Genomic DNA, 21,183 nt, shown 5'->3' with positions numbered 1-21,183 from the left:
AAACCTGGAACACCGAATTCAAAAAAACCGGAAAAAGAATTACCGAAGACAGGGCAGAAAATGCCTGTGGAACCATATATGGGAGCACTTCTTGTAATGATGAGTTTTGGATTATTCGTATTAGGTAGAAAACAGCAGAGATAATAAAAGTGAAAAGGTATCCTCAAAGTATTTGAGGATACCTTTTTTAGCATAAAAAAAGCATCTAGCAAAAGAACTAGATGCAAATAAAAACACATGGGAAGACAAAATTCTTCCCGTTTCCCGTATGTAATTATATCAAAAAAATTATAAAAAACTAGCTATATTTAAAATATAATTTTAAAAAAAGTTATATACATAAATAATTGCAATACTCGCAGTTTTATCTTCCTGAAAAAGTTATTTCTTTAGTTCCGAATATTAAGACTAATGTTGATAAATCTTCAGATAATTAGAAATAATGTCCAAAAGGATATATAATATTGCTTAAGAAATAGTTTTAATGGATTACATATATTTCATTTTGTGTATTAATTGAATATCATAATTTTTAATTTTATTAAGCAAGAATCTCGGTTACTTATTGCATTTCTAACATAGGGTGAGAAAGAAAAATACAATAGTGTGGAGGTTTTTATAATGACGTTTGTTCTTAGTAAAATGAGTGGCTTTAGCATAGAAGAAAAGGTACATGAATTTGAATCTAAAGGGTTTCTTGAAATCTCAAATGAAATCTTTTTACAAGAGGAAGAGAATCATAGTTTATTAACACAAGCACAGTTAGATTATTATAATTTGGAAGATGATGCGTACGGTGAATGCCGTGCTAGATCTTATTCAAGGTATATAAAGTATGTTGATTCACCAGATTATATTTTAGATAATAGTAATGATTACTTCCAATCTAAAGAATATAACTATGATGATGGCGGGAAAGTTAGACAGTTCAATAGCATAAATGATAGCTTTTTATGTAATCCTTTAATTCAAAATATCGTGCGTTTCGATACTGAGTTTGCATTTAAAACAAATATAATAGATAAAAGTAAAGATTTAATTATAGGCTTACATCAAGTAAGATATAAAGCTACTAAAGAAAGACCATCTTTTAGTTCACCTATTTGGTTACATAAAGATGATGAACCAGTAGTATTTTTACACCTTATGAATTTAAGTAATACAGCTATCGGCGGAGATAATTTAATAGCTAATTCTCCTCGGGAAATTAATCAGTTTATAAGTTTGAAGGAGCCTTTAGAAACTTTAGTATTTGGACAAAAGGTCTTCCATGCCGTAACGCCACTTGGAACAGAATGTAGTACGGAGGCTTTTCGTGATATTTTATTAGTAACATTTTCTTATAAGGAGACAAAATGAGAGAGAATAAAATAATTATGATTTCTGGAGCCAATAGCGGTATAGGTCATGCTTGTATAAAATACTTTTTAGAAAAATCATTTCATGTAATAGCTCTTGATATTAATAATAATAACTTAATAGATTATATGAAAACAGATATGCCTTTGAAAGTAGTGCAAATTGATTTAAGTAATAGCGAAGCGATTCATAATCTTTTTACTCAATTAGATTTAGAAAAGCTTTCTCCTGATATATTAATAAATGCAGCTGGTATTCGAGAGATAACACCTGTTTTACATTTATCCGATGATATGTTTAAAAAAGTAATTGATGTAAATTTAGTAGCCCCATTTATCCTTTCTAGGGAAGTAGCTAAGCGATGGTGTGAATCGAAAATAAAAGGTTGTATTGTGAATATAGCATCGGTTTCTGGATTAATGGCTGAACCAGAGCGAGCTGCTTATGTGGCATCAAAGCATGCCTTAATCGGATTGACTAAACAGATGGCTATGGAATTTGGGAAGCAAAATATAAGAGTAAATAGCATTTCTCCCGGTGTTATTAGAACTGAACTTACAGAAGAATACTTTAGTAATAAAGCATTGATGTCTATGATAAAAAGTAATCAATCTTTAGATACTTGGGGGTTGCCGCAGGATATTGTTTCATGTATTGAGTACTTGATTTCTGATCAGGCACGCTTTATTACTGGTTCTAATTTTGTAATTGATGGTGGTTGGACTGCTGGGAAAAACTTGTAGTTGAGTGTTTTTGAGGAAAAGCACCTGTCCTTTTTTAGGCTGGTGTTTTTCTCACTATAAACAGATTTTTTTATTGGAGGGGGATTAATTTGCTTCAAAAAAGTTTTAAGCAAGAGAAAACGGTACCGGCCTTAAAGATGATAGCATCAATGGTTATCTTTGGATCAGTTGGATTTTTTTCTGTTCAAACAAACTTACCTTCGTTTGAATTAGTGTTTGTAAGGTGTATTTTTGCGACAATATTTTTAAGTGTATGCTGGCTGCTTACAGGGCAATATAAACAAGATAAATGGGAACGAAAAGAAGTTATTCAAGTTTTAATATGTGGCTTTTTCTTAGTATTTAATTGGGTTTTCTTATTTAAAGCCTTTGAAAATATGTCAGTTACAATTGCTATCTCAGTTTATCATCTTGCACCAGTAATTGTACTGTTAATTGGAAGTATCGTCTTTAAAGAAAAATTAACATTAATATCTATCATTTCAATAGTTGTGTGTTTTGTGGGAGCTTTATTAATTGCTGGTATCGATGGAAGCTTCTCTTTCGGTTCATTAATGTCTTCAGGTATGATATGGGGATTTCTTGCAGCTCTCTTTTATGCATTTACAACTTTATTTGGTAAAGGGATTAACAAAATGAGTGCGTATGCAATGACATTTTTACAAACATTCTTGGGGATATTTCTTTTAATACCATTTATAGATTTAGATGCTTTTAGTGGCCTCACTCAAAGTAATTGGACATATATTATAGCTACTGGTTTTATTCACACAGGGATAGTGTATTATCTGTTTTTTGATAGTTTACGCCATTTGTCTACAAAAACAATCTCAATATTAGTTTTTTTAGATCCGGCAGTGGCAATATTATTAGATACTGTACTTACTGGATTCCGTCCAACTTTAATGCAAATAACAGGAATTCTATTTATTTTTATTGGCATGACTTTAACATTAAAAAAATCTAAAGATAAAAAACTGAGCCAAAAAGAAAAGCGAATTGAAAGCGATGCTAGTATATCTCAACAATAATGAAATATATTGTGTATAAAACGATAAACCTTGCATGAATCATGCAGGGTTTATTTGGTCTAATATAATTCATATTTATAATATATGTTTTTTAACATGCTTTTGATTCACTTATATTTATTTGACTATAAATTTACAAAAATGTATATAAAACCTTATTTTTTGATAATATATAAGTAATAAATTCATAGAATTGGAGTGATGAGATGCAGCCGTTAGAAAGGGAGATTCATTCTAATATGCTGAAAGTGTGGAGGATTCACGCTTTAATTGGGGCGGCAGTTATACTAACAGTCGTAATTGCGTATTTCTTTTTTATGATTAACTTTAACTGGTGGGGCTGGTTGTTTGGACTATTAGTAACAGGAGCCATTATATTTATTCCACTTGATTATTTTGTATTTCCAAATTTACGTCAGCGCTATTATAGTTACAGATTAAATGAAGAAGAGATTGAGATTCAAAAGGGAATGTTCGTTGTAAAACGCGTACTTATTCCGATAATCCGTGTGCAGCACGTAACGATTGAGCAAGGGCCGATTATGAGAAAGTATAATTTAGCAGAATTACACATTTCAACAGCCGCAACTTCTCATAGTATCCCAGGTTTAACGAAAGAAGAAGCAGAACAGCTGAAAAGACAAATTGGAGAACTTGCGAAAGTGAGTGATGAGGATGTATAAGAGGCAACATCCGATTACGATATTGTTAGGTATTAGGGTTGCGAGTTTGTTGCCTTTTATTTTGCTTGTTTTATTTCGCTCAGATGGTGAAGTGGAACCTTGGTATTTATTTCATCTTGTTCTCTTGGCCTTATTATTTATTATGGCTATTTTCTCAGCTATAAAATGGTATTTCAAGGTGTATTGGGTTGAAAATAATATTTTACATATAAAGCATGGTGTGTTTGTTAAGAAAGAAAGCTACTTAAATAAAGAACGTGTGCAAAATGTTAGTACATCTTCTAACATCATTTATCAAATACTTGGACTTACAAAATTAAATATAGAAGTTGCAGGCGGCGGTAGTGAGCCAGAAGTGATGTTAGCTGGTATTAAAGAAGATGAAGCGAAGGGACTAATTGCTTTATTACATAAAGAAAGAAGCGTTGTGGCTGAAGAGGTGCCTGCGGGAGAAGGTAGTAAGACAGTTTATCAGTTAACAGCGAAAGAAATTTTATTCGCATCTATTACATCTGGTAGATTTGGATTAGTGTTTTCTATGTTAGTAATCCTTTACACAGAGTTTAATCAATTTCTACCAGAATGGCTCATCAATAAAGTGGAAGCGTATGTGATGGATAACGGTGTATATGAATTAATCGTTATGGCCGCAATTTTAATGGCAATTTCTTGGATTATTTCAACAGCGGGCTATGCGTTAAAATATGCAAACTTTAAAATTGAGCGAAACGGAAATGAAATTCGAATCGTACAAGGGTTATTTGATAAGAAAGAGTTTGTGTTAAAATTACACCGCATTCAAGCAATTACTGTGAAAGAAGGAATACTTCGCCAGCCTATCGGGTATTGTTCTGTCGAAGTAGAAGTCATTCAAAGTATAAAATCCTCTGGGAATGAAGTGATGCTACATCCTTTTATGAAGAAAAAAAATGTGCAGCAGTTACTCGCATATTTACAGTTGCCGTATGAAATGGAGGAGGAAATCGTTCATTTACCGAAAGCGGCATTGCGCCGTTACATCATCATGGGCTGGATTACAAGTGCTGTGCTCGCTGTGCCAATTGCCGGTGCAAGTATATATTTTAAACAGCATATTGCATTGTTCACTCTTATCCCGCTATGTATCGCATTTACAATACTCGCATACGCTCGTTATACTAGCGGCGGTTATATGATGAAAGAAAACCAATTAACAATGGTATACAGAGGTCTTGCGAAATATACAGGAATCATGCGTAGAAGACATGTTCAAGCAGTGGGGTACAATCAATCGTATTTTCAAAAGAAAGACGAGTTATGCACAGCTGTCGTATCGGTAGCGGGGCATCGTTATAAAGTGAAGCACATGCGAAAAGAGGACACACTTCGTATATATAATTGGTACAAAGAAAAAGGAAACACCGATGTGTAGTGGTGTTTCCTTTTTGTTATTAAATGGATATCTTTAGTCGAATCGTTGATATATTTCAAGATGTGATAGATATATTCGAAAAATCGTTAATATAATTTCACGTACTGATAGTGTTGTATTACTTTCTAATTAAACTAACACATCAAAAGTAGTCACGAACGACGGACGAGAGAAAATACTCTTTTGCTGTTCAGCATGTGGATGCGCCTGTGCTTGTCCTTCTGCTTGTGCAGGGCGTTTTTTATGAGCGTTTTCGAATGAACGTGATTCTGTCCAGTCTTTAAAGTTTTGCTCTGTTTCCCACATTGTTAAGATGACATATGTATCGTTACTTAATGGGCGTAGAACACGGATCGCTTGGAATCCTGGTTCGTTTTCAATAAGGCCTGCGCGGTTTTTAAAGCGGTTTTCAAATACTGGGCGACCTTCGTCTGTGACAGAAATGTTGTTACAAACGATATAGCCAGGTTGTCCTTTAAATTCACCGACAGCATCTAGTACGTCATACTGAAGTGAGCCTTCTACAGATTCTTCTGTATTTTCTTTATAAAACATATTTTTCTCATCATTTTTTGCAGTGAAATGTGATTGTTCTAGAGGTGTTTCGTATGAAATAATAGCCTTCATTTTAATGCCCCCTTAATAGTTTGTTTCTATTATATCAACTCTCTTAAAAAACTTCGAAGATTATATACATAAAGATACTTCTTTTTCAAATAATAAATGTACCATCATTTGGAAAGAAGGACGATGTATGAAGAAAGTAAAGTGGACTTTATTAGGCGGCGTCGCAACGTTTGTAGTAGCAATTGTACTCTATAAACTTATCGTGTTAGCTGGTGGCTATATGATGGATGAAAAGCAGCTCGTTTTCCACTCTTCATCACGTATTGTTGACCAGAAAGGAAAAGAAATTACGAAATTATACGTAGAAAACAGGGAACTCGTACCAGTCGAGCAAATTCCGAAGTATGTGCAGCAAGCGTTTGTTGCGGTGGAAGATTCTCGTTTTTATGAGCATCAAGGAATTGATTATCCGTCTATATTCCGTGCTCTTTATAAAGATACGTTAGCTGGAGAAAAGGTAGAGGGCGGTAGTACCATTACGCAGCAGCTCGCTAAAAATGTCTTTTTAACTCGTGAAAAAACATTTACGCGCAAATTGAAGGAAGTCGCAATTTCTCTTCAATTAGAGCAAAAATATACGAAGCAACAAATTCTTGAAATGTATATGAATCATATTTATTTTGGTCATGGGGCTTACGGTATTCAAGCGGCAGCAAAGTTGTATTTTAATAAAAATGTTGAGGATTTAACAGTAGAGGAAGGGGCAATGCTTGCAGGTCTTCCGAAGTCACCAAACGGATATTCACCGTACTACTCTGCAGAGAAGAGTAAGGAACGCCGCGATCTCGTGTTGTCACTTATGCATAAACAAGGCTATTTGACTGCAGAAGAAAGTGTTCGTTATCAAGGGAAGACAATTGCTCTATATAAAAACTTAGATGAGAATGAGCTTGCATATATGCCGTATATTGATATGGTCATAGATGAAGCAGCGCGTTTATACGGGTTATCTCATCAAGAGGTACTCCGAGGGGGATATACGTTTGTCGTACCAATGGATGAAAAAATTCAAAAGGTAGCGTATAACCAGTTTCAAGATGCAAGGAATTTCCCTGGGAAAGAAGAGGGGGCGCAAGGTGCATTTTTATTAATGGATAATCGTACGGGAGGGATTAAAGCGGCGATTGGGGGAAGAAAGTACGTCCCGAGAGGATTTAATCGTGTTTTTGCCAAAAGGCAGCCTGGATCTGTTTTAAAACCACTTATCGTTTATGCACCAGCACTAGAAACGAGAAAGTATAATCCGTATTCTTTATTAACAAATGAAAGAAATTCTTTTGAAGGGTATGAACCTCGAAATTATAATCATGAGTATTCAAAAGAAATGACGATGTATGATGCGATTTTAGAGTCGGCAAACGTACCGGCAGTTTCTCTATTAAATGAGTTAGGGGTAGAAGAAGGAAAGCAATATTTAGAAAAAGGAAATGTCCATATTGCAGATGCTGGTTTAAGTACAGCGCTTGGGGGATTAAAAAATGGCGTTTCAACATTTGATCTTGTAAAAATGTATCGTTCATTTTTAGCAAATGGAAATATTATTGAGCCGCACGTTATTGATAAAGTATTAAATAGACACGGTGCAATCATTGGGGAATCGCCAAAAGTAGAGACGAAAATCTTCTCGAAGCAGACAGCATGGTATATGACGAAAATGTTAGAAGGAGTTGTGAAGGAAGGAACAGCGAGAGTTGGTGTATATAACGGTGCGTTAGCTGGGAAAACAGGTACAACTTCATTGCCAAATGACGATAAGGGAGCAAGAGATATGTGGTTCGTCGGCTATACACCGAACTTAGTAGGCGCTGTTTGGATTGGTTATGACCGTACGGATAAGGAGCATCAGTTGCAAGGAGAAAGTGCATCTGCGACAAAATTATTTAAGAAAATTTTAACGAAGGCTAATGTAGAGCATAAAGAGAAGTTTATGAAACCTGAAGGTGTGGAAACAATCGGTGCTCCGATTCGGCTACGAAGAATTGAAGATGTAAAAATGAAACTATCATTTAGTCCTTTCGGTTTATTTAAAACAAAATTAAGCTGGACGCCACTTCCAGATAACAGAATTATGTACCGAATCTATAGAGTGGAGAACGGAATTCATACGCATGTTAGCACTGTAAACGGTGCTGGAGAATATGAGGAAAAGTTCGTTAACATATTTTCAAAACCGAGCTTTTACGTTGTACCATATAATACACAAACGAATCGCGAAGGAGAAAAGTCAAAAGTAGCTAAACCATAGTTTTTCTCTGTGTTATAATAAGAATGTTGTGAAAATAGTAAGCGTTTTTACGAATGTTTGTGTCAATTTAATGAACAACGTACATAATATTATGCATTTTGTTTTTACAAGCTGTATAGTAAAAAAAGATAAATATCGAACGTATTCGAAGCATTGGTAAGGAAGGGAGCAAGGGTCTTGGTAAGAACTATAAATGAGACATTTTTAAAAGCATGTAGGGGGGAACGTACCGATTATGTACCAGCATGGTATATGCGTCAAGCAGGTCGTTCACAGCCGGAATATAGAAAGATTAAAGAAAAGTATTCTTTATTTGAAATTACACACAATCCAGAGTTATGTGCTTACGTTACAAAATTGCCGGTTGATCAATATAACGTAGATGCAGCAATTCTTTATAAAGATATTATGTCACCACTACCTGCAATTGGTGTGGATGTAGAAATTAAATCAGGTATTGGCCCAGTTATTGATAATCCAATCCGTTCTTTACAAGACGTAGAAAAACTAGGGGAAATCAATCCAGAAGATGACGTACCGTACATACTAGATACAATTCGTTTATTAACGACAGAAATGTTAGACGTACCGTTAATCGGTTTTTCAGGAGCTCCATTTACATTAGCGAGCTATATGATTGAAGGCGGTCCATCTCGTAACTACCATAATACGAAAGCGTTCATGTATGCAGAGCCAAAAGCTTGGTTCGCTTTAATGGATAAACTAGCAGATATGGTTATTACATATTTAAAGGCGCAAATTAATGCAGGAGCAAAAGCAGTTCAAATTTTCGATTCTTGGGTTGGAACAGTAAATGTAGCAGATTATCGCGTATTTATTAAACCAGCAATGGAGCGTATTTTTGCAGAAGTTCGTAAGATGGGTGTACCGATGATTATGCACGGCGTAGGAGCTGCACACTTAGTGAATGAGTGGCACGACTTACCGCTTGATGTAGTCGGCTTAGACTGGCGCTTACCGATTGAGGAAGCACGTGCACGTGGCGTTCATAAGGCGGTCCAAGGTAATATGGACCCTTCATTCTTACTTGCGCCATGGTCTGTTATTGAAGAACATGTAAAAGGTATTTTAGATCAAGGGATGAAACAGCCGGGTTATATCTTTAACTTAGGTCACGGTGTATTCCCAGAAGTAAATCCAGATACATTAAAACGTTTAACTACATTTATTCATGAATATTCTAAAGGGCAGTTAGCGAAGTAAAGGAGAATTGCTGTATGAAAAAGAAAATTGGTTTGCTTGTAATGGCATACGGAACGCCATATAAAGAAGAAGATATTGAACGTTACTATACACATATTCGTAGAGGAAGAAAGCCAAGTCCTGAAATGCTGGAAGATTTAACAGAGCGTTACCGTGCAATTGGTGGTATTTCTCCTTTAGCTACTATTACATTAGAGCAAGCTAAGAAGTTAGAGAAGCGTTTAAATGAAGTGCAAGATGAAGTAGAGTACCATATGTATCTTGGCTTAAAACATATCGAACCGTTTATTGAAGATGCGGTGAAAGATATGCATAACGACGGAATACAAGATGCAATCGCACTTGTTCTTGCACCTCACTATTCTACGTTTAGCGTGAAATCATACGTTGGACGAGCACAAGAAGAAGCTGAGAAACTTGGAAACTTAACAATTCACGGCATTGATAGCTGGTATAAAGAGCCGAAATTCATCCAGTACTGGGTTGATGCAGTGAAAGGTATATATAACGGCATGTCAGACGCAGAGCGTGAAAAAGCAGTACTAATCGTATCTGCACACAGCCTACCAGAGAAAATTATTGCAATGGGCGATCCATATCCAGATCAATTAAATGAAACAGCTGATTACATCGCGCGTGGCGCTGAAGTAGCAAACTATGCGGTAGGCTGGCAAAGTGCAGGAAACACACCAGATCCTTGGATTGGTCCAGATGTACAAGATTTAACGAGAGAACTAAATGAAAAGCACGGTTATACTTCATTCGTATATGCACCAGTTGGATTTGTTGCGGAACATTTAGAAGTTTTATATGACAATGACTTTGAGTGTAAAGTTGTAACAGATGAAATTGGCGCGAAATATTATCGTCCAGAAATGCCAAATGCATCGGACGCATTTATTGATTGCTTAACAGATGTTGTATTAAAGAAAAAAGAATCTGTACTGTAAGAAGAAAGGGGGAGCCTGCTTGAGGAAAAAAGTTGTGATCGTCGGCGGAGGCATCACTGGATTAACAGCAGTGCATAACTTACAAAAAAATATTCATGAAAAAAACTTGCCGATTGATACATTACTTATAGAAGCATCGGGTAAACTTGGCGGAAAAATTCAAACCGTTCGAAAAGATGGATTTACAATTGAACGCGGACCGGATTCTTTCTTAGCACGAAAAGAAAGTGCAGCTAGATTAGTGAAAGAATTAGGTCTTGGCGATGAACTTGTAAATAATCAAGCCGGTCAATCATTTATCCTCGTAAACAATCGGTTACATAAAATGCCGAGCGGATCAATGATGGGAATTCCAACGCAAATTACGCCGTTTCTATTTTCCGGGCTGTTCTCCCCAATTGGTAAATTAAGAGCTGGTTTTGATCTATTAATGCCGAGGTCAAAGCCAGTATCTGACCAATCACTCGGACAATTTTTCAGACATCGCCTCGGAAACGAAGTGGTTGAAAACTTAATAGAACCGTTACTATCGGGTATTTATGCAGGGGATATTGATGAAATGAGCTTAATGTCAACATTCCCGCAAATGTATCAGCTTGAGCAGAAACATCGCAGTATTTCACTCGGTATGCGTACGCTCGCTCCGAAAGAAGAGAAAGCTGAACCGAAAAAAGGAATCTTCCAAACAGTGAAAACAGGTTTAGAATCTATCGTAGAATCTCTCGAAGCAAAGATGCATGAAGGTACGATAATAAAGGGAACTCGCATTGAAAAAGTTGCAAAACAGGGTGATGGTTATACGATTACTCTTAGTAACGGAAAAGAAATAGAAGCGGACGCCATCGTAGTGGCAACTTCGCATAAAGTATTGCCGTCCATGTTTGCTCAGTACAAGCAGTTTCGTTTCTTCCGTAACATTCCAGCCACATCCGTTGCCAATGTCGCACTTGCTTTCCCAAAGTCCGCAATCCAGCGCGATATTAATGGTACAGGATTTGTCGTATCACGAAATAGTGATTACACGATTACAGCATGTACGTGGACGCATAAAAAATGGCCACATACAACGCCAGAAGGAAAGACACTCCTTCGTTGCTACGTCGGGCGTGCTGGTGATGAAGCGGTTGTAGAACAAACTGAAGAAGAACTCGTTCAGCTCGTACTAGAAGATTTACGAAAGACGATGGATATTACAGAGGATCCAGAGTTTACAATCGTAAGTCGCTGGAAAGAAGCGATGCCTCAATATACTGTAGGCCATAACGAGCGAATGAAAAAGCTCACAACATTTATGGAGAAAGAGTTGCCTGGTATATACTTGGCAGGTAGTTCTTATGCTGGTGCTGGACTTCCAGATTGTATTAATCAAGGTGAGGAAGCTGCAAAGCGTGTATTATCTCATTTGGAGAAAGTAATAGATGCTGAATTAATCGCACAATAAACATATATAAGTTATTTGGCTTTATAACGGCATCTCCTGCATAAATAACCCAATCTGTTAAGTTATAAAAATCTAAATGATAACTATTTCCTTCACTCATATCTTCTATAAAATATGGTTCATTAATGAGTATTCCTTGAATGAAATCTTCCGTAATGTTTTGCATTTCAAACCACATATGTTCACTTTTTCCTTCTTCGTAGGAGACACCAAACTTAGCAAGGAAACGAAAATCTTCATTTGATTGTTCAATGTTAAAAATGTTGCTGAAATACCCGAAAGTATTTTTCGCATTGTAAGCCATACGAGCCGTTTCACTATTTGTTTTATAGAACATGAGCCCTGTAGCTTCCTCGTGTTCTTTGAAAAAACTTTCAATATATTCTTCTGAAGTATTAAATTTGAATAAGAGAACGGATGGAGATTGATGGTATTTATCTCGGGCATCCATTCCACCTAAGAATGTATTTTGTGCATCTATTGGTTGTAGTTTCACTTCTTCATCCTCGATTGAAGATAATTGGTCCATACTCGTTTTATGCCCTATATAAGATAATCCTTTTTCCCACGGAACAGCGACTGTATGTATAGAACCTTGCTGACTATGCGCGATAACGATAGGCTCATTCATAGGGACTTGTCCATTCTCAACGGCATTATTAGCAAATGTTTGAAAGAGATCGTCAATGCCGTAGTAGGAAGAAATGCGATTTGGAATAATTAACTCTATTTCAGTTACGCCTGCTCTTAAAAGACCATGTGTATGAAACCAATATTGCGTAGGCTCATCATCTTTATCGTCTTCATAAACAGAATGAATAACGTACAAGTCAGGAATGTCAGGTAATAATTCATTTTCAACGTGATATTCAATATAGCTTCTAGATATCACTTTCATTGCTGCACTTGAATCGATTACAAATAACAAATCTGGGGCGAGATTCCATAAAAACTGTAACTGCTGGAAAAAGCAGTCCAGTACATCGCCTACAAATAGCGTACGAGTGAAAATTTCAGTGCCGAAAGCCGCATCTTCAAAATTACGATCTACAATTGTAGAATCTTGTCTATTGTACATTTTATATTCTTCTGGGTCGTTCGCCTCATCAATATGCAGTTCATACGGTAGGACTGTTTCACCCATATGTAATTCAACAATAAGGCTTGTCTTATCACTATAAACAATTTTTAACTCATCAACTTTAGTAGCAATAGTTTCTAGTCGGTGTTTTAACTGCTCAATTGTAATTCTAGTTGGTATAACAGCAATCATATCTGAAAAATGACGTTCTAATGTTCCATTCATAGCTGCGCGGTATGTTTCTGTTTGCACTTCCATCCAATCACTCCTATTCAAATGAATCCATTTTACATGCCAATCAAATTTCGATATTTTCTGTTTTCTCTCCCTAACATTATAGAGTGCATTTGTAGAAGGTGTAAAATTATTATTTTGTATTATAGTTTGAAAGCTTGTAAATTAAATAAATCTTTTGTAAAATTTGTCGAAATATAGTTCTATATAACGAATCATTTGTTATGATAGAAATGCTGAGAAAATATGAAATAGGGAGAGGAAAATGGCTGTGAAGAAATTGTTAAGCGTCTTTTTATCATTTTTGCTATTGCTTTCATTTACTGGAACTTTAGCGCAAGCAGAAGAAACTGCTTCTATGTCAGTAGAAAAAGCAATTCAAGTATTTAAGCAGCAAGGGAAAACGAAGGGGATTGTGGAAGGATATATTGTTGGATATACGCAAAGTTCTTCTAAATATACGAAGGATCCAGCTAAGTTTGATGATACAAACGTAGCAATTGCAGATTCGCCAAACGAAACGAATCCAGACAAAATCATGCCCGTTCAGTTGCCAAAAGGTGATGTGAGAACGGCAGTGAATGTAAAAGATCACCCTGAAAATATCGGGAAGAAAGTTAGTTTGACTGGGACTCTTGAATTATATTTTAGTAACCCAGGTCTAAAATCAGTAACAGCTTATAAGTTTCAAGGTGAAGGACAAAATCGTGTTAGCGATGTAGTAGCTTCGCCGAACGGCGGAGAAGTTGCTAAAGGAACAGCGGTAACATTAACGACGAATACAGAAGGCGCAACAATCTACTATACGTTAGATGGCTCTAATCCTACTAATAAAAGTGTTCGTTATAATGGACAAATTATAGTGAGTGACAATAGTGTAGTGAAAGCAATCGCGGAAAAAGAAGGACTTACTTCTTCAGCAATTTCGACATTTTCATTTATTATCGTAAATAATGAACCAGTTCGTATTCATGACATTCAAGGAAAATCACATATGTCTCCTTACAACGGGAAGAAAGTAAACAATGTGGAAGGCGTTGTCACAGCGCTTGATAAAAACGGCTTTTATATAGAAGATAATCAGCCAGATAATGATCCAGCTACTTCAGAAGGTATTTACGTATATAAAAAAGATGCGAATGTAGCAGTAGGAGATCTAATTCAAGTTGATGGAGTAGTAGAAGAATATGTTGGACCAGGATATGCAGAGCGATTTGAAACAGACTTAACGACGACAGAAATTAAGGCGAGTCGCGTTGCTGTAATCGCAAAAGATCAATCTTTGCCGGCACCGATTGTACTTGGGGAAAACGGTGTGAAAATCCCGGACCAGATTATTGATAATGATGCATTTGGTTTATTTGATCCAAATGAAGATGCAATCGACTTCTATGAAAGTATAGAAGGTATGCGTGTTACGATGCCAACACCAAAAATTATTACACCTCAGAAAAACGGAAATTTATATGTAACAGTAAAAAATGGTGGAGATAAAATAGTAACACAATATGGCACACCTCTATTAGATGAAAATCAATTAAACCCAGAGCGTCTTTCTGTAAAAGTATCTCGCGATTATGTAGCAAAAGTAGGAGATACTTTCACTGGAGATATAACAGGGGTAGTAGGATATGATTACGGTTCTTTCCGTATTTCGCCAATAACAGAATTGCCGGCTGTAGTGGATGGTGGATTTAAGCAAGTAGGGGCAAATATTCAGCCACGTCTTGATAAGTTAACGGTTGCTACATATAACATTGAAAACTTCTCAGCGAATAAAAAAGAAACAACAGATGAAAAGGTAAAAGCGTTAGCGTATTCTATTAAATACAACTTAAAAATGCCAGATATTATCGGTGTAGAGGAAATGCAAGATAATAACGGATCAATTAATGACGGTACAACAGATGCGTCATTAAGCGCAAAACGTATCATTGATGCAGTTCTAGAAATTCGTGGACCGAAGTATGAGTATGTAGAAATCGCTCCAAACAATAATCAAGATGGAGGAGCACCAGGAGCGAATATTCGCGTCGGCTTCTTCTATAATCCATCACGCGTGAAATTAGCGACGGTACCGAAGTTACTTGATAAAAATGTTGTTCGTATTGGGAACGAAAATCCATTATTTGAAAGTACACGTAAACCGTTAGCGGCAGAATTTACGTTCCAAGGACAAAACATTGTTGTCGTTGCAAATCACTTAAACTCAAAACTAGGAGATGCAACGCCATTTGGAAAAGTGCAGCCGCTCGTATTAAAAAGTGAAGATAAACGAATTCAGTTAGCACAAGAAGTAAATCATTTCGTGCAAGGAATTCAGAAAAAGAATACGAATGCACCAGTTGTTGTGTTAGGTGATATGAACGATTTCGAATTCTCTAAACCACTAAAAACACTAGAGGGAACAATCTTAAAAGATATGTTAAACACAGTGCCGAAAGAGAATCGTTACACTTACATTCACGAAGGAAATGCACAAGTGTTAGATCATATTTTAGTAACAAACAACATCGCACCGCACACAATTGTAGATCCAGTGCACTTAAACTCAAACATAATGAAAGAGCACGGACGTGTAAGCGACCATGACCCAGTACTTGCTCAAATTGATTTGAAGAAAGCTTCTTAAAGAAAGGAACGCTTAGGTGACTAAGCGTTCTTTTTTTGCATCGTTATAGAATAGTATAAAGAGATGATTCCTTTTTTTGTAATCTAATGATAAAATTGATTGAAAATTTAGTTTTTTCAGAAGGAGGACATCAATGCAGTTACAAATAAATGGAAAGTTAATGAATCAGCTTGCAATTTTTTTTAGTACGATCGTCATGCTTCAGTTTGTAGCTGATGTAACAGGACTTACAAGCAATCTAGATATTACGTATAACTTAATTAATATAACAGCTTCTTATATAACATTTAGTTTGGCGGTTATTTTTACTTTAATAGGTGCAAGAAGAGAATTAAGTAAATATGCAATTATTTTATTATGTTCAGTGGTAGGTATTAAAGCAATTTATTTTGTGGTGTTCGTTATCTTATGGGGATTGGCAGGTACACCGTAAAGGGGAGGATGATTATATGAGTAATGATAATAAGAGCGTAATTCTCTATGTTAACTTAGGGGATTACGCTCTTATTATCATTTAGTCTGAAATTGTTTGAAACGCTTTTCTACACCGCTCTCTTCTTTGCAGTCTTCTTTTATATTTTTTTCTATCCCGCTTTACTCCTTGTATATACATAAGTAAGCTAACGAAAAGGAAGAAAGCACATTGCGTCATTAAAATATATGGTGACATGCCTTGCAATGGCTGTTTCGGATCATATAAATGAAAAGGTGCTCCGCCTATTGAAGGAAGTATTGTATTTAGCAGGACGTAAGGAATGGAGGCGGCTGCAAATGGAAAGAGAATTGCCATATAGTCTTTTTGTGACCATACAGATGCAGCAAGTCCTAAAAGGGCCATTAAACCTGCAAATAAAAAATTAATTCCGATATATACAGCAATGTAAGTGAGAGGCGCATCAAAATATAGGTTTGCAAACATTCCATCAGCATTTATGATGCCTGAACCAACCGTAGGTGTTCCGTCTGGAATGGTTAATTTGCAAAATAATAACGATAAGATGAATGGAAGTGTATAAAGAAATCCTCCGCAAAAAAACGTAACGATATATTTCGCTACTGAATAAGGAAATATAGAAATCCCCTTACTCACAAACGGTTTAAAACCATCGGACTTATCCGAATTGTAACTTGTACTAAAGGGGAAACTCGCAATAACTGGCATTAATAATAAATAAACATCCATTTCATTGTCGCGAAATCCAATCCATTTTAAATCTGTTGATATAGGACCATTTGCTGCGTTTCCTAAATAACGAATTACATAATAATAGTGATAAATGCAAATAAGAACGAATCCACTAAGCATCATAATGAAAGAAATACGACTACAAAAAGCTTGCTTTATATTTAAACGAAGTGCACGCATCATGACTGAAAAAGCCTCCACTGTTTTGATAAACTTGTCTATTTTCTATATTACTATTAATTGTAAAGATTTTCTTGTTTTTTTATTTGATTATTTGAAAAAGAGGAATTTTGTTGTTGTGAAGTAAGGTTTAGCTGAAATTAATTTTTCTAAAATATGGTTGACAATTAAGTATTACATTTGTAATCTTAAGTATAGATTACAAATGTAATACTTAGGAGTGAAACATACGATGACAAATCAATTACCTAAAATATCTGAAGCGGAATTAGAAATTATGAAAGTACTTTGGTCGAGTTCTCCACAAACAGCGAATGAAATTATAGAAGAACTGGAAGATGCAATGGACTGGAAACCGAAAACAATCCGCACATTAATTAATCGATTAGTACAAAAGGAAGCCGTTTCTTACCATCAAGATAAAGGGCGAATGTATGCTTATTATCCGTTAGTATCACAAGATAATTATTTGCAAGTGGAAACGAAATCTTTACTAAAGCGTTTTTGCGGTGCAGCGTTTAAACCATTACTTGTTAATTTCTTAAAAGAGGAGAAATTATCTTCAGAAGATATTAATGAATTAAAACGCATTTTAGATGAGAAGACAGAGGAGAATAAGAGGAAGGATCGATAAAAATGATAAACACGCTTATAAATGTATACCTTCCTCATTTTTTTGATTGGCTTATAGAAACTTCACTTATGGCTAGCATATTAGTTGGATTTATTTTATGTATAAAAGTTCTATTTAGAAATAAATTAACACCCCGGTGGCAATATATGCTGTGGATCGTATTAATGGTAAGACTCCTTTTACCGTGGTCGCCAGATAGCTCTTATAGCATTTACTCATTACTTTCCTATAGTTCTAGTGTATCGGAAGTTATTCCAAAAAATATGCCGGCTACTGAGAATATAGTGAACATAGAAAGCGACCGTAAAGTGGAATTGGAATCAAATCCTAAAATGGTGACAAAAACTAGCGAACCGGAAGTAGAAGTCAGTTCGGAAAAACAGACTACATTTTCTTTATACAAACTTGCTTTGTATGTGTGGCTAGCTGGGGTAATCATATTAGCAGCTATCACGTTTCTTACAAATAGACGGTTATATTCGTACATAAAGAAACAACCGGATATTACGGATGAACAGGTCATTACAGTGTTTGATCGCTGTAAGCAGTCTATGAAAGTGAAGAAGGCAGTTTCCTTACGTTTAGCAGGAAAAATTGCAAGTCCAACTGTGTTTAGTTTCTTCCGCCCAAAAGTATTACTATCAAAAAAACATATGAAAGTATTAAATGAGCAACAATTACAATATGTCTTTTACCATGAGTTAGCTCATATTAAGAGAAACGACGTAGCTGTAAATTGGATTATGTACAGTTTAATCCTATTAAATTGGTTCAATCCAATTCTTTGGTACGCCTATTTTTGTATGCGAGAAGATCAAGAATTAGCCTGTGATGCATATGCACTTACTTTTATAGATAAAGAGGAACAAATTGCATACGGTCATACAATTATTACCCTTCTAGAACACTATTCCTATCAAGTGCCAAGCCTAGCAAATTTAAGTAGAAATAAACGAACACTAAAAAGGAGAATCATTATGATTAAAAAATTCCAAAAGAAATCGTATCGTCTTTCTTTACTTGGAGTTATTGTCATAGTTGCTATAGCATCCCTCTCTTTATTCAACGCACGTGCAACGGAAGGAAAAGAAAAGCAAGAGGATAAAGTAGAGCAGTCAAAGGATGCTTTCCAAAATGCTGTAGATATGCTGTTTGGTACAGAAGAAAATGCGAAAAAAGAATATCATTATTCAGCAAGAGTATATGAACAAAAGACAGATTATTTATATTTAGCTGAAAAATCTTTAACAAAAGATGAGTTCCAGCAGTACATAAAATTATCTAAAGAAATTATTAATATACAGAAAAAAGGTGCTCCGAGAGATCCTGACTACGAGTCAGTATTCTTTAGAGAAGAGCGTTTAACAAAAGCCGATCGTGACAAATTATATGCGCTTTATGATCAGTCAAAACCATTTGATGACAAAGTATACGAATCTTTAAATTACACGGTAAAGGAAGCACAGCAACATGTGGATTTTCAAATTAAGAAGCCAACTTACACAATTGAAGGATACAATCTGAAAGATGAAAAGGTAGGTTATTTTATTAAGAGAAGACCTGAATTAATTATTGAATTAGAATATACAAACGGAAAAGGAAACTATACAACTTATCAATCACAAGTATTTGGAGAAAGTAAAGATCCGTTCCATGCTTTATTTGTTGTAGAAGAAAATATTGAACAGTACGAATTAGAAGGTAATCAAATATTCTATGCGACTCATAACTCGGATAGTAATTTACAAGGTATGAAGATGATTGTTCCTGCAAAAGGGAAAAATAGTGCGTATCAAATTGTCATTATTAATCATAGTTTAGAGAAGCAAGGAGAAGCAGTATTTGATAAGAATGTAAATAAAGAAGAGTTAGAGAAGGTTATGCTTTCTATGTTGAAATAATAAAAAGGTGTTCTTAAGATATATATATCAAGAACACCTTTTCCTTTTCTCTTTTCTTCTGATACACTATGGACAGTATGATATAACTTGACTGAAATCTTTTATACTGGAAATAATAAAAAGAGAACTTGTATAGAATGTAAGCGTGTGGTAATATCAAAGATGTACTGATTGACTATATTATCCAATTGGTCATTTTTGGAGGTGACAATGTGGCGATAGATCGAAAACGTTCTATTATTGAAGCTGCAACAAAGTCTTTTTCAGCGTTCGGTTATAAAGCAACAACGATGGATCAAGTAGCGAAGTTAGCGAATGTAGGAAAAGGAACGATTTATACTTTTTTCAAAAATAAAGAAGAGCTATTTGGTGAAATTATTTCTAATTTAATTACAGAAATGAAGCAAGTTGCAGAAAGCGCAATTCGTTCAGATGTTTCATTTTTTGAAAATGTACATAGAGCATTATATAGCATCTTGGAATTTAGAAAAGAACATCAGCTCATGATTAAATTAATTCAAGAAGAGCGCGATATGGGAACGAAAGAAGTACAAGAAGTTATGCAACAAGTTGATGTGGAAATCGTTTCTGTTATTCAATCGTATTTAAAGATTGCGATTGAAAAAGGTGAAATTAGCAAATGTGATCCAGAAATTACAGCATTTATTATGCTTCGTCTATATGTATCACTTATTTTTGATTGGGAAAAAAATCACGAACCGCTAGAAAAAGAAAAAATTGCAGAGTTATTTGAACTTTATTTACTAAAAGGATTGTCAAACTAAGATAATCCTTTTAATTTTATAAAAAATGACCAATCGAACAATATGGTCATACATTTAAGTTAAGGGGGGATATAGAAAAACTATAATCAAAATGAGGAAAAGTTGCATAGTAATAAATTCGGGGATAAGGCATATGTATGAACAAGTATAGCCTTTTTGTTTGGGTGAAAATGACTAAATGAACGTTTTGGTCATTTTATAAAAGGGGGAGAAATTATGAAAGGGAATCAGTTACTTCGTAAAGAGTTCACGGAAATTATAAAAAGTAAAAAAATATTAATTCCAATTATCGCGGTTTTATTTGTACCGATTTTATATGCAGGGATGTTTTTGTGGGCCTTTTGGGACCCGTATAAACAGTTAGATGACTTACCCGTTGCAGTAGTCAATTTAGATAAAGGCGCACTATTTGATGGAAAACCAATTGAGGTTGGAAAAGGGCTCGTTGATAATTTAAAAGATAATAAAAGTTTTAAATGGGAGTTCGTAAGTGAAAAAGAAGCAAAGAAAGGAATGGAAGGTAGAAAGTATTACATGTTAGTGCGCATTCCAGATGACTTCTCAAGTAACGCTACAACGTTATTAAAAGACAATCCAAAGCGATTAAACTTAGAATACATTCCAAACGAAAGTTTAAACTTCTTATCTTCACAAATTGGAGGAACAGCCATTGAAAAAATTAAAGGTGAAGTAGCAAGTACGTTAACGAAAACATATGCAGAGAAAATGTTTGATTCTATTAAAGACGTCTCAAAAGGATTAGCAGATGGAGCAGAAGGGGCAAGTAAACTACACGACGGATCAAGTGAATTGCATGATGGTTCAAGTAAAGTGAC

The 21,183-nt window shown here is 35.2% G+C and carries 18 protein-coding genes and 1 pseudogene; 16 read left to right on the top strand and 3 right to left on the bottom strand.

All coding sequences use genetic code 11. The features are described from left to right. From MR170_RS32320 to MR170_RS24235, 6 genes are all read left to right on the top strand, one after another. A partial coding sequence (locus MR170_RS32320) for an LPXTG cell wall anchor domain-containing protein (protein ID WP_276575662.1) occupies positions 1–144 on the top strand: 144 nt, incomplete at its 5' end. 477 nt (positions 145–621) lie between these two features. After that, on the top strand, positions 622–1,359 hold the full coding sequence (locus tag MR170_RS24255) for a 2OG-Fe dioxygenase family protein (RefSeq protein ID WP_016082583.1): 738 nt from the start codon (positions 622–624) through the stop codon (positions 1,357–1,359). Next, positions 1,356–2,102 carry an SDR family NAD(P)-dependent oxidoreductase gene (locus MR170_RS24250; protein ID WP_001208940.1) on the top strand — a complete coding sequence of 249 codons (747 nt, stop codon included), beginning with the start codon at positions 1,356–1,358 and terminating at the stop codon, positions 2,100–2,102. The genes MR170_RS24255 and MR170_RS24250 overlap by 4 nt, the downstream gene beginning before the upstream one ends. A gap of 89 nt (positions 2,103–2,191) precedes the next feature. Next, on the top strand, positions 2,192–3,133 hold the full coding sequence (locus MR170_RS24245; RefSeq protein WP_000939632.1) for a DMT family transporter: 942 nt from the start codon (positions 2,192–2,194) through the stop codon (positions 3,131–3,133). A 206-nt stretch (positions 3,134–3,339) separates the two neighbouring features. Beyond that, the gene (locus MR170_RS24240) at positions 3,340–3,816 is read left to right on the top strand and encodes a PH domain-containing protein (RefSeq protein WP_016082581.1); all 477 of its coding nucleotides are present in this window, start codon (positions 3,340–3,342) and stop codon (positions 3,814–3,816) included. Further along, on the top strand, positions 3,809–5,227 hold the full coding sequence (locus MR170_RS24235) for a PH domain-containing protein (protein WP_242309641.1): 1,419 nt from the start codon (positions 3,809–3,811) through the stop codon (positions 5,225–5,227). The genes MR170_RS24240 and MR170_RS24235 overlap by 8 nt, the downstream gene beginning before the upstream one ends. A 129-nt stretch (positions 5,228–5,356) precedes the next feature. Here the strand turns inward: MR170_RS24235 and hmoB are convergent, their stop codons facing one another. After that, positions 5,357–5,854 carry a heme-degrading monooxygenase HmoB gene (gene hmoB / locus MR170_RS24230; RefSeq protein ID WP_000644094.1) on the bottom strand — a complete coding sequence of 166 codons (498 nt, stop codon included), beginning with the start codon at positions 5,852–5,854 and terminating at the stop codon, positions 5,357–5,359. Between the two features lie 127 nt (positions 5,855–5,981). On the opposite strand from hmoB, the gene MR170_RS24225 reads away from it, so the two are divergent. From MR170_RS24225 to hemY, 4 genes are all read left to right on the top strand, one after another. Then, positions 5,982–8,099, top strand: coding sequence for a transglycosylase domain-containing protein (locus MR170_RS24225; RefSeq protein ID WP_242309639.1), 2,118 nt, complete (start codon positions 5,982–5,984; stop codon positions 8,097–8,099). 177 nt (positions 8,100–8,276) lie between these two features. Then, positions 8,277–9,323 carry a uroporphyrinogen decarboxylase gene (hemE, locus tag MR170_RS24220; protein ID WP_000252605.1) on the top strand — a complete coding sequence of 349 codons (1,047 nt, stop codon included), beginning with the start codon at positions 8,277–8,279 and terminating at the stop codon, positions 9,321–9,323. A gap of 14 nt (positions 9,324–9,337) precedes the next feature. Next, positions 9,338–10,273 carry a ferrochelatase gene (gene hemH, locus MR170_RS24215; RefSeq protein WP_000726775.1) on the top strand — a complete coding sequence of 312 codons (936 nt, stop codon included), beginning with the start codon at positions 9,338–9,340 and terminating at the stop codon, positions 10,271–10,273. A gap of 19 nt (positions 10,274–10,292) precedes the next feature. Next, complete coding sequence (gene hemY, locus MR170_RS24210) at positions 10,293–11,714, top strand: protoporphyrinogen oxidase (RefSeq protein ID WP_242309637.1); 1,422 nt, start codon at positions 10,293–10,295, stop codon at positions 11,712–11,714. On the opposite strand, the pseudogene MR170_RS24205 reads toward hemY, so the two are convergent. Next, positions 11,710–13,053 (bottom strand): annotated as a pseudogene (locus tag MR170_RS24205) (DUF4026 domain-containing protein); the annotation flags it as partial. The gene hemY and the pseudogene MR170_RS24205 overlap by 5 nt on opposite strands. A 241-nt stretch (positions 13,054–13,294) precedes the next feature. On the opposite strand from MR170_RS24205, the gene MR170_RS24200 reads away from it, so the two are divergent. Together MR170_RS24200 and MR170_RS24195 are read left to right on the top strand one after the other, a co-directional pair. Then, positions 13,295–15,661 carry a DUF6359 domain-containing protein gene (locus tag MR170_RS24200; protein WP_242309635.1) on the top strand — a complete coding sequence of 789 codons (2,367 nt, stop codon included), beginning with the start codon at positions 13,295–13,297 and terminating at the stop codon, positions 15,659–15,661. A gap of 133 nt (positions 15,662–15,794) precedes the next feature. Further along, positions 15,795–16,094, top strand: coding sequence for a hypothetical protein (locus tag MR170_RS24195; RefSeq protein ID WP_016082574.1), 300 nt, complete (start codon positions 15,795–15,797; stop codon positions 16,092–16,094). Positions 16,095–16,175: 81 nt separating this feature from the next. Here MR170_RS24195 and MR170_RS24190 read toward each other — a convergent pair whose 3' ends face one another. Further along, a complete protein-coding gene (locus tag MR170_RS24190; protein ID WP_029442080.1) occupies positions 16,176–17,030 on the bottom strand; it encodes a hypothetical protein in 855 nt (284 codons plus the stop codon). 229 nt (positions 17,031–17,259) lie between these two features. On the opposite strand from MR170_RS24190, the gene MR170_RS24185 reads away from it, so the two are divergent. The 4 genes from MR170_RS24185 to MR170_RS24170 form a co-directional block, all read left to right on the top strand. After that, positions 17,260–17,661 (top strand): BlaI/MecI/CopY family transcriptional regulator, encoded by a 402-nt coding sequence (locus tag MR170_RS24185; RefSeq protein ID WP_000184509.1) that lies wholly within the window; start codon positions 17,260–17,262, stop codon positions 17,659–17,661. A 2-nt stretch (positions 17,662–17,663) separates the two neighbouring features. Beyond that, positions 17,664–19,562 carry a M56 family metallopeptidase gene (locus tag MR170_RS24180; RefSeq protein ID WP_242309633.1) on the top strand — a complete coding sequence of 633 codons (1,899 nt, stop codon included), beginning with the start codon at positions 17,664–17,666 and terminating at the stop codon, positions 19,560–19,562. Positions 19,563–19,774: 212 nt separating this feature from the next. After that, complete coding sequence (locus MR170_RS24175; protein ID WP_000963381.1) at positions 19,775–20,347, top strand: TetR/AcrR family transcriptional regulator; 573 nt, start codon at positions 19,775–19,777, stop codon at positions 20,345–20,347. 216 nt (positions 20,348–20,563) lie between these two features. After that, positions 20,564–21,183 (top strand): YhgE/Pip domain-containing protein (locus MR170_RS24170; RefSeq protein ID WP_242309631.1); only part of this gene is annotated, 620 nt, incomplete at its 3' end.

Origin of the sequence: Bacillus cereus group sp. BfR-BA-01524 (genome assembly GCF_022662595.1) — a bacterium.
In the GTDB taxonomy this organism is placed as follows: domain Bacteria; phylum Bacillota; class Bacilli; order Bacillales; family Bacillaceae_G; genus Bacillus_A; species Bacillus_A thuringiensis_S.
The sequence above is the reverse complement of the archived record's forward strand: the minus strand, read 5'-3'. Positions and strand labels throughout refer to the sequence as shown.

Coding starts and splice junctions, on each gene's coding strand:
- MR170_RS24255 (WP_016082583.1), top strand. CDS start 622: ATGACGTTTGTTCTTAGTAAAATGAGTGGCTTTAGCATAGAAGAAAAG.
- MR170_RS24250 (WP_001208940.1), top strand. CDS start 1,356: ATGAGAGAGAATAAAATAATTATGATTTCTGGAGCCAATAGCGGTATA.
- MR170_RS24240 (WP_016082581.1), top strand. CDS start 3,340: ATGCAGCCGTTAGAAAGGGAGATTCATTCTAATATGCTGAAAGTGTGG.
- MR170_RS24235 (WP_242309641.1), top strand. CDS start 3,809: ATGTATAAGAGGCAACATCCGATTACGATATTGTTAGGTATTAGGGTT.
- hmoB (WP_000644094.1), bottom strand. CDS start 5,854: ATGAAGGCTATTATTTCATACGAAACACCTCTAGAACAATCACATTTC.
- MR170_RS24225 (WP_242309639.1), top strand. CDS start 5,982: ATGAAGAAAGTAAAGTGGACTTTATTAGGCGGCGTCGCAACGTTTGTA.
- hemH (WP_000726775.1), top strand. CDS start 9,338: ATGAAAAAGAAAATTGGTTTGCTTGTAATGGCATACGGAACGCCATAT.
- MR170_RS24200 (WP_242309635.1), top strand. CDS start 13,295: ATGGCTGTGAAGAAATTGTTAAGCGTCTTTTTATCATTTTTGCTATTG.
- MR170_RS24195 (WP_016082574.1), top strand. CDS start 15,795: ATGCAGTTACAAATAAATGGAAAGTTAATGAATCAGCTTGCAATTTTT.
- MR170_RS24190 (WP_029442080.1), bottom strand. CDS start 17,030: ATGATGCGTGCACTTCGTTTAAATATAAAGCAAGCTTTTTGTAGTCGT.
- MR170_RS24185 (WP_000184509.1), top strand. CDS start 17,260: ATGACAAATCAATTACCTAAAATATCTGAAGCGGAATTAGAAATTATG.
- MR170_RS24180 (WP_242309633.1), top strand. CDS start 17,664: ATGATAAACACGCTTATAAATGTATACCTTCCTCATTTTTTTGATTGG.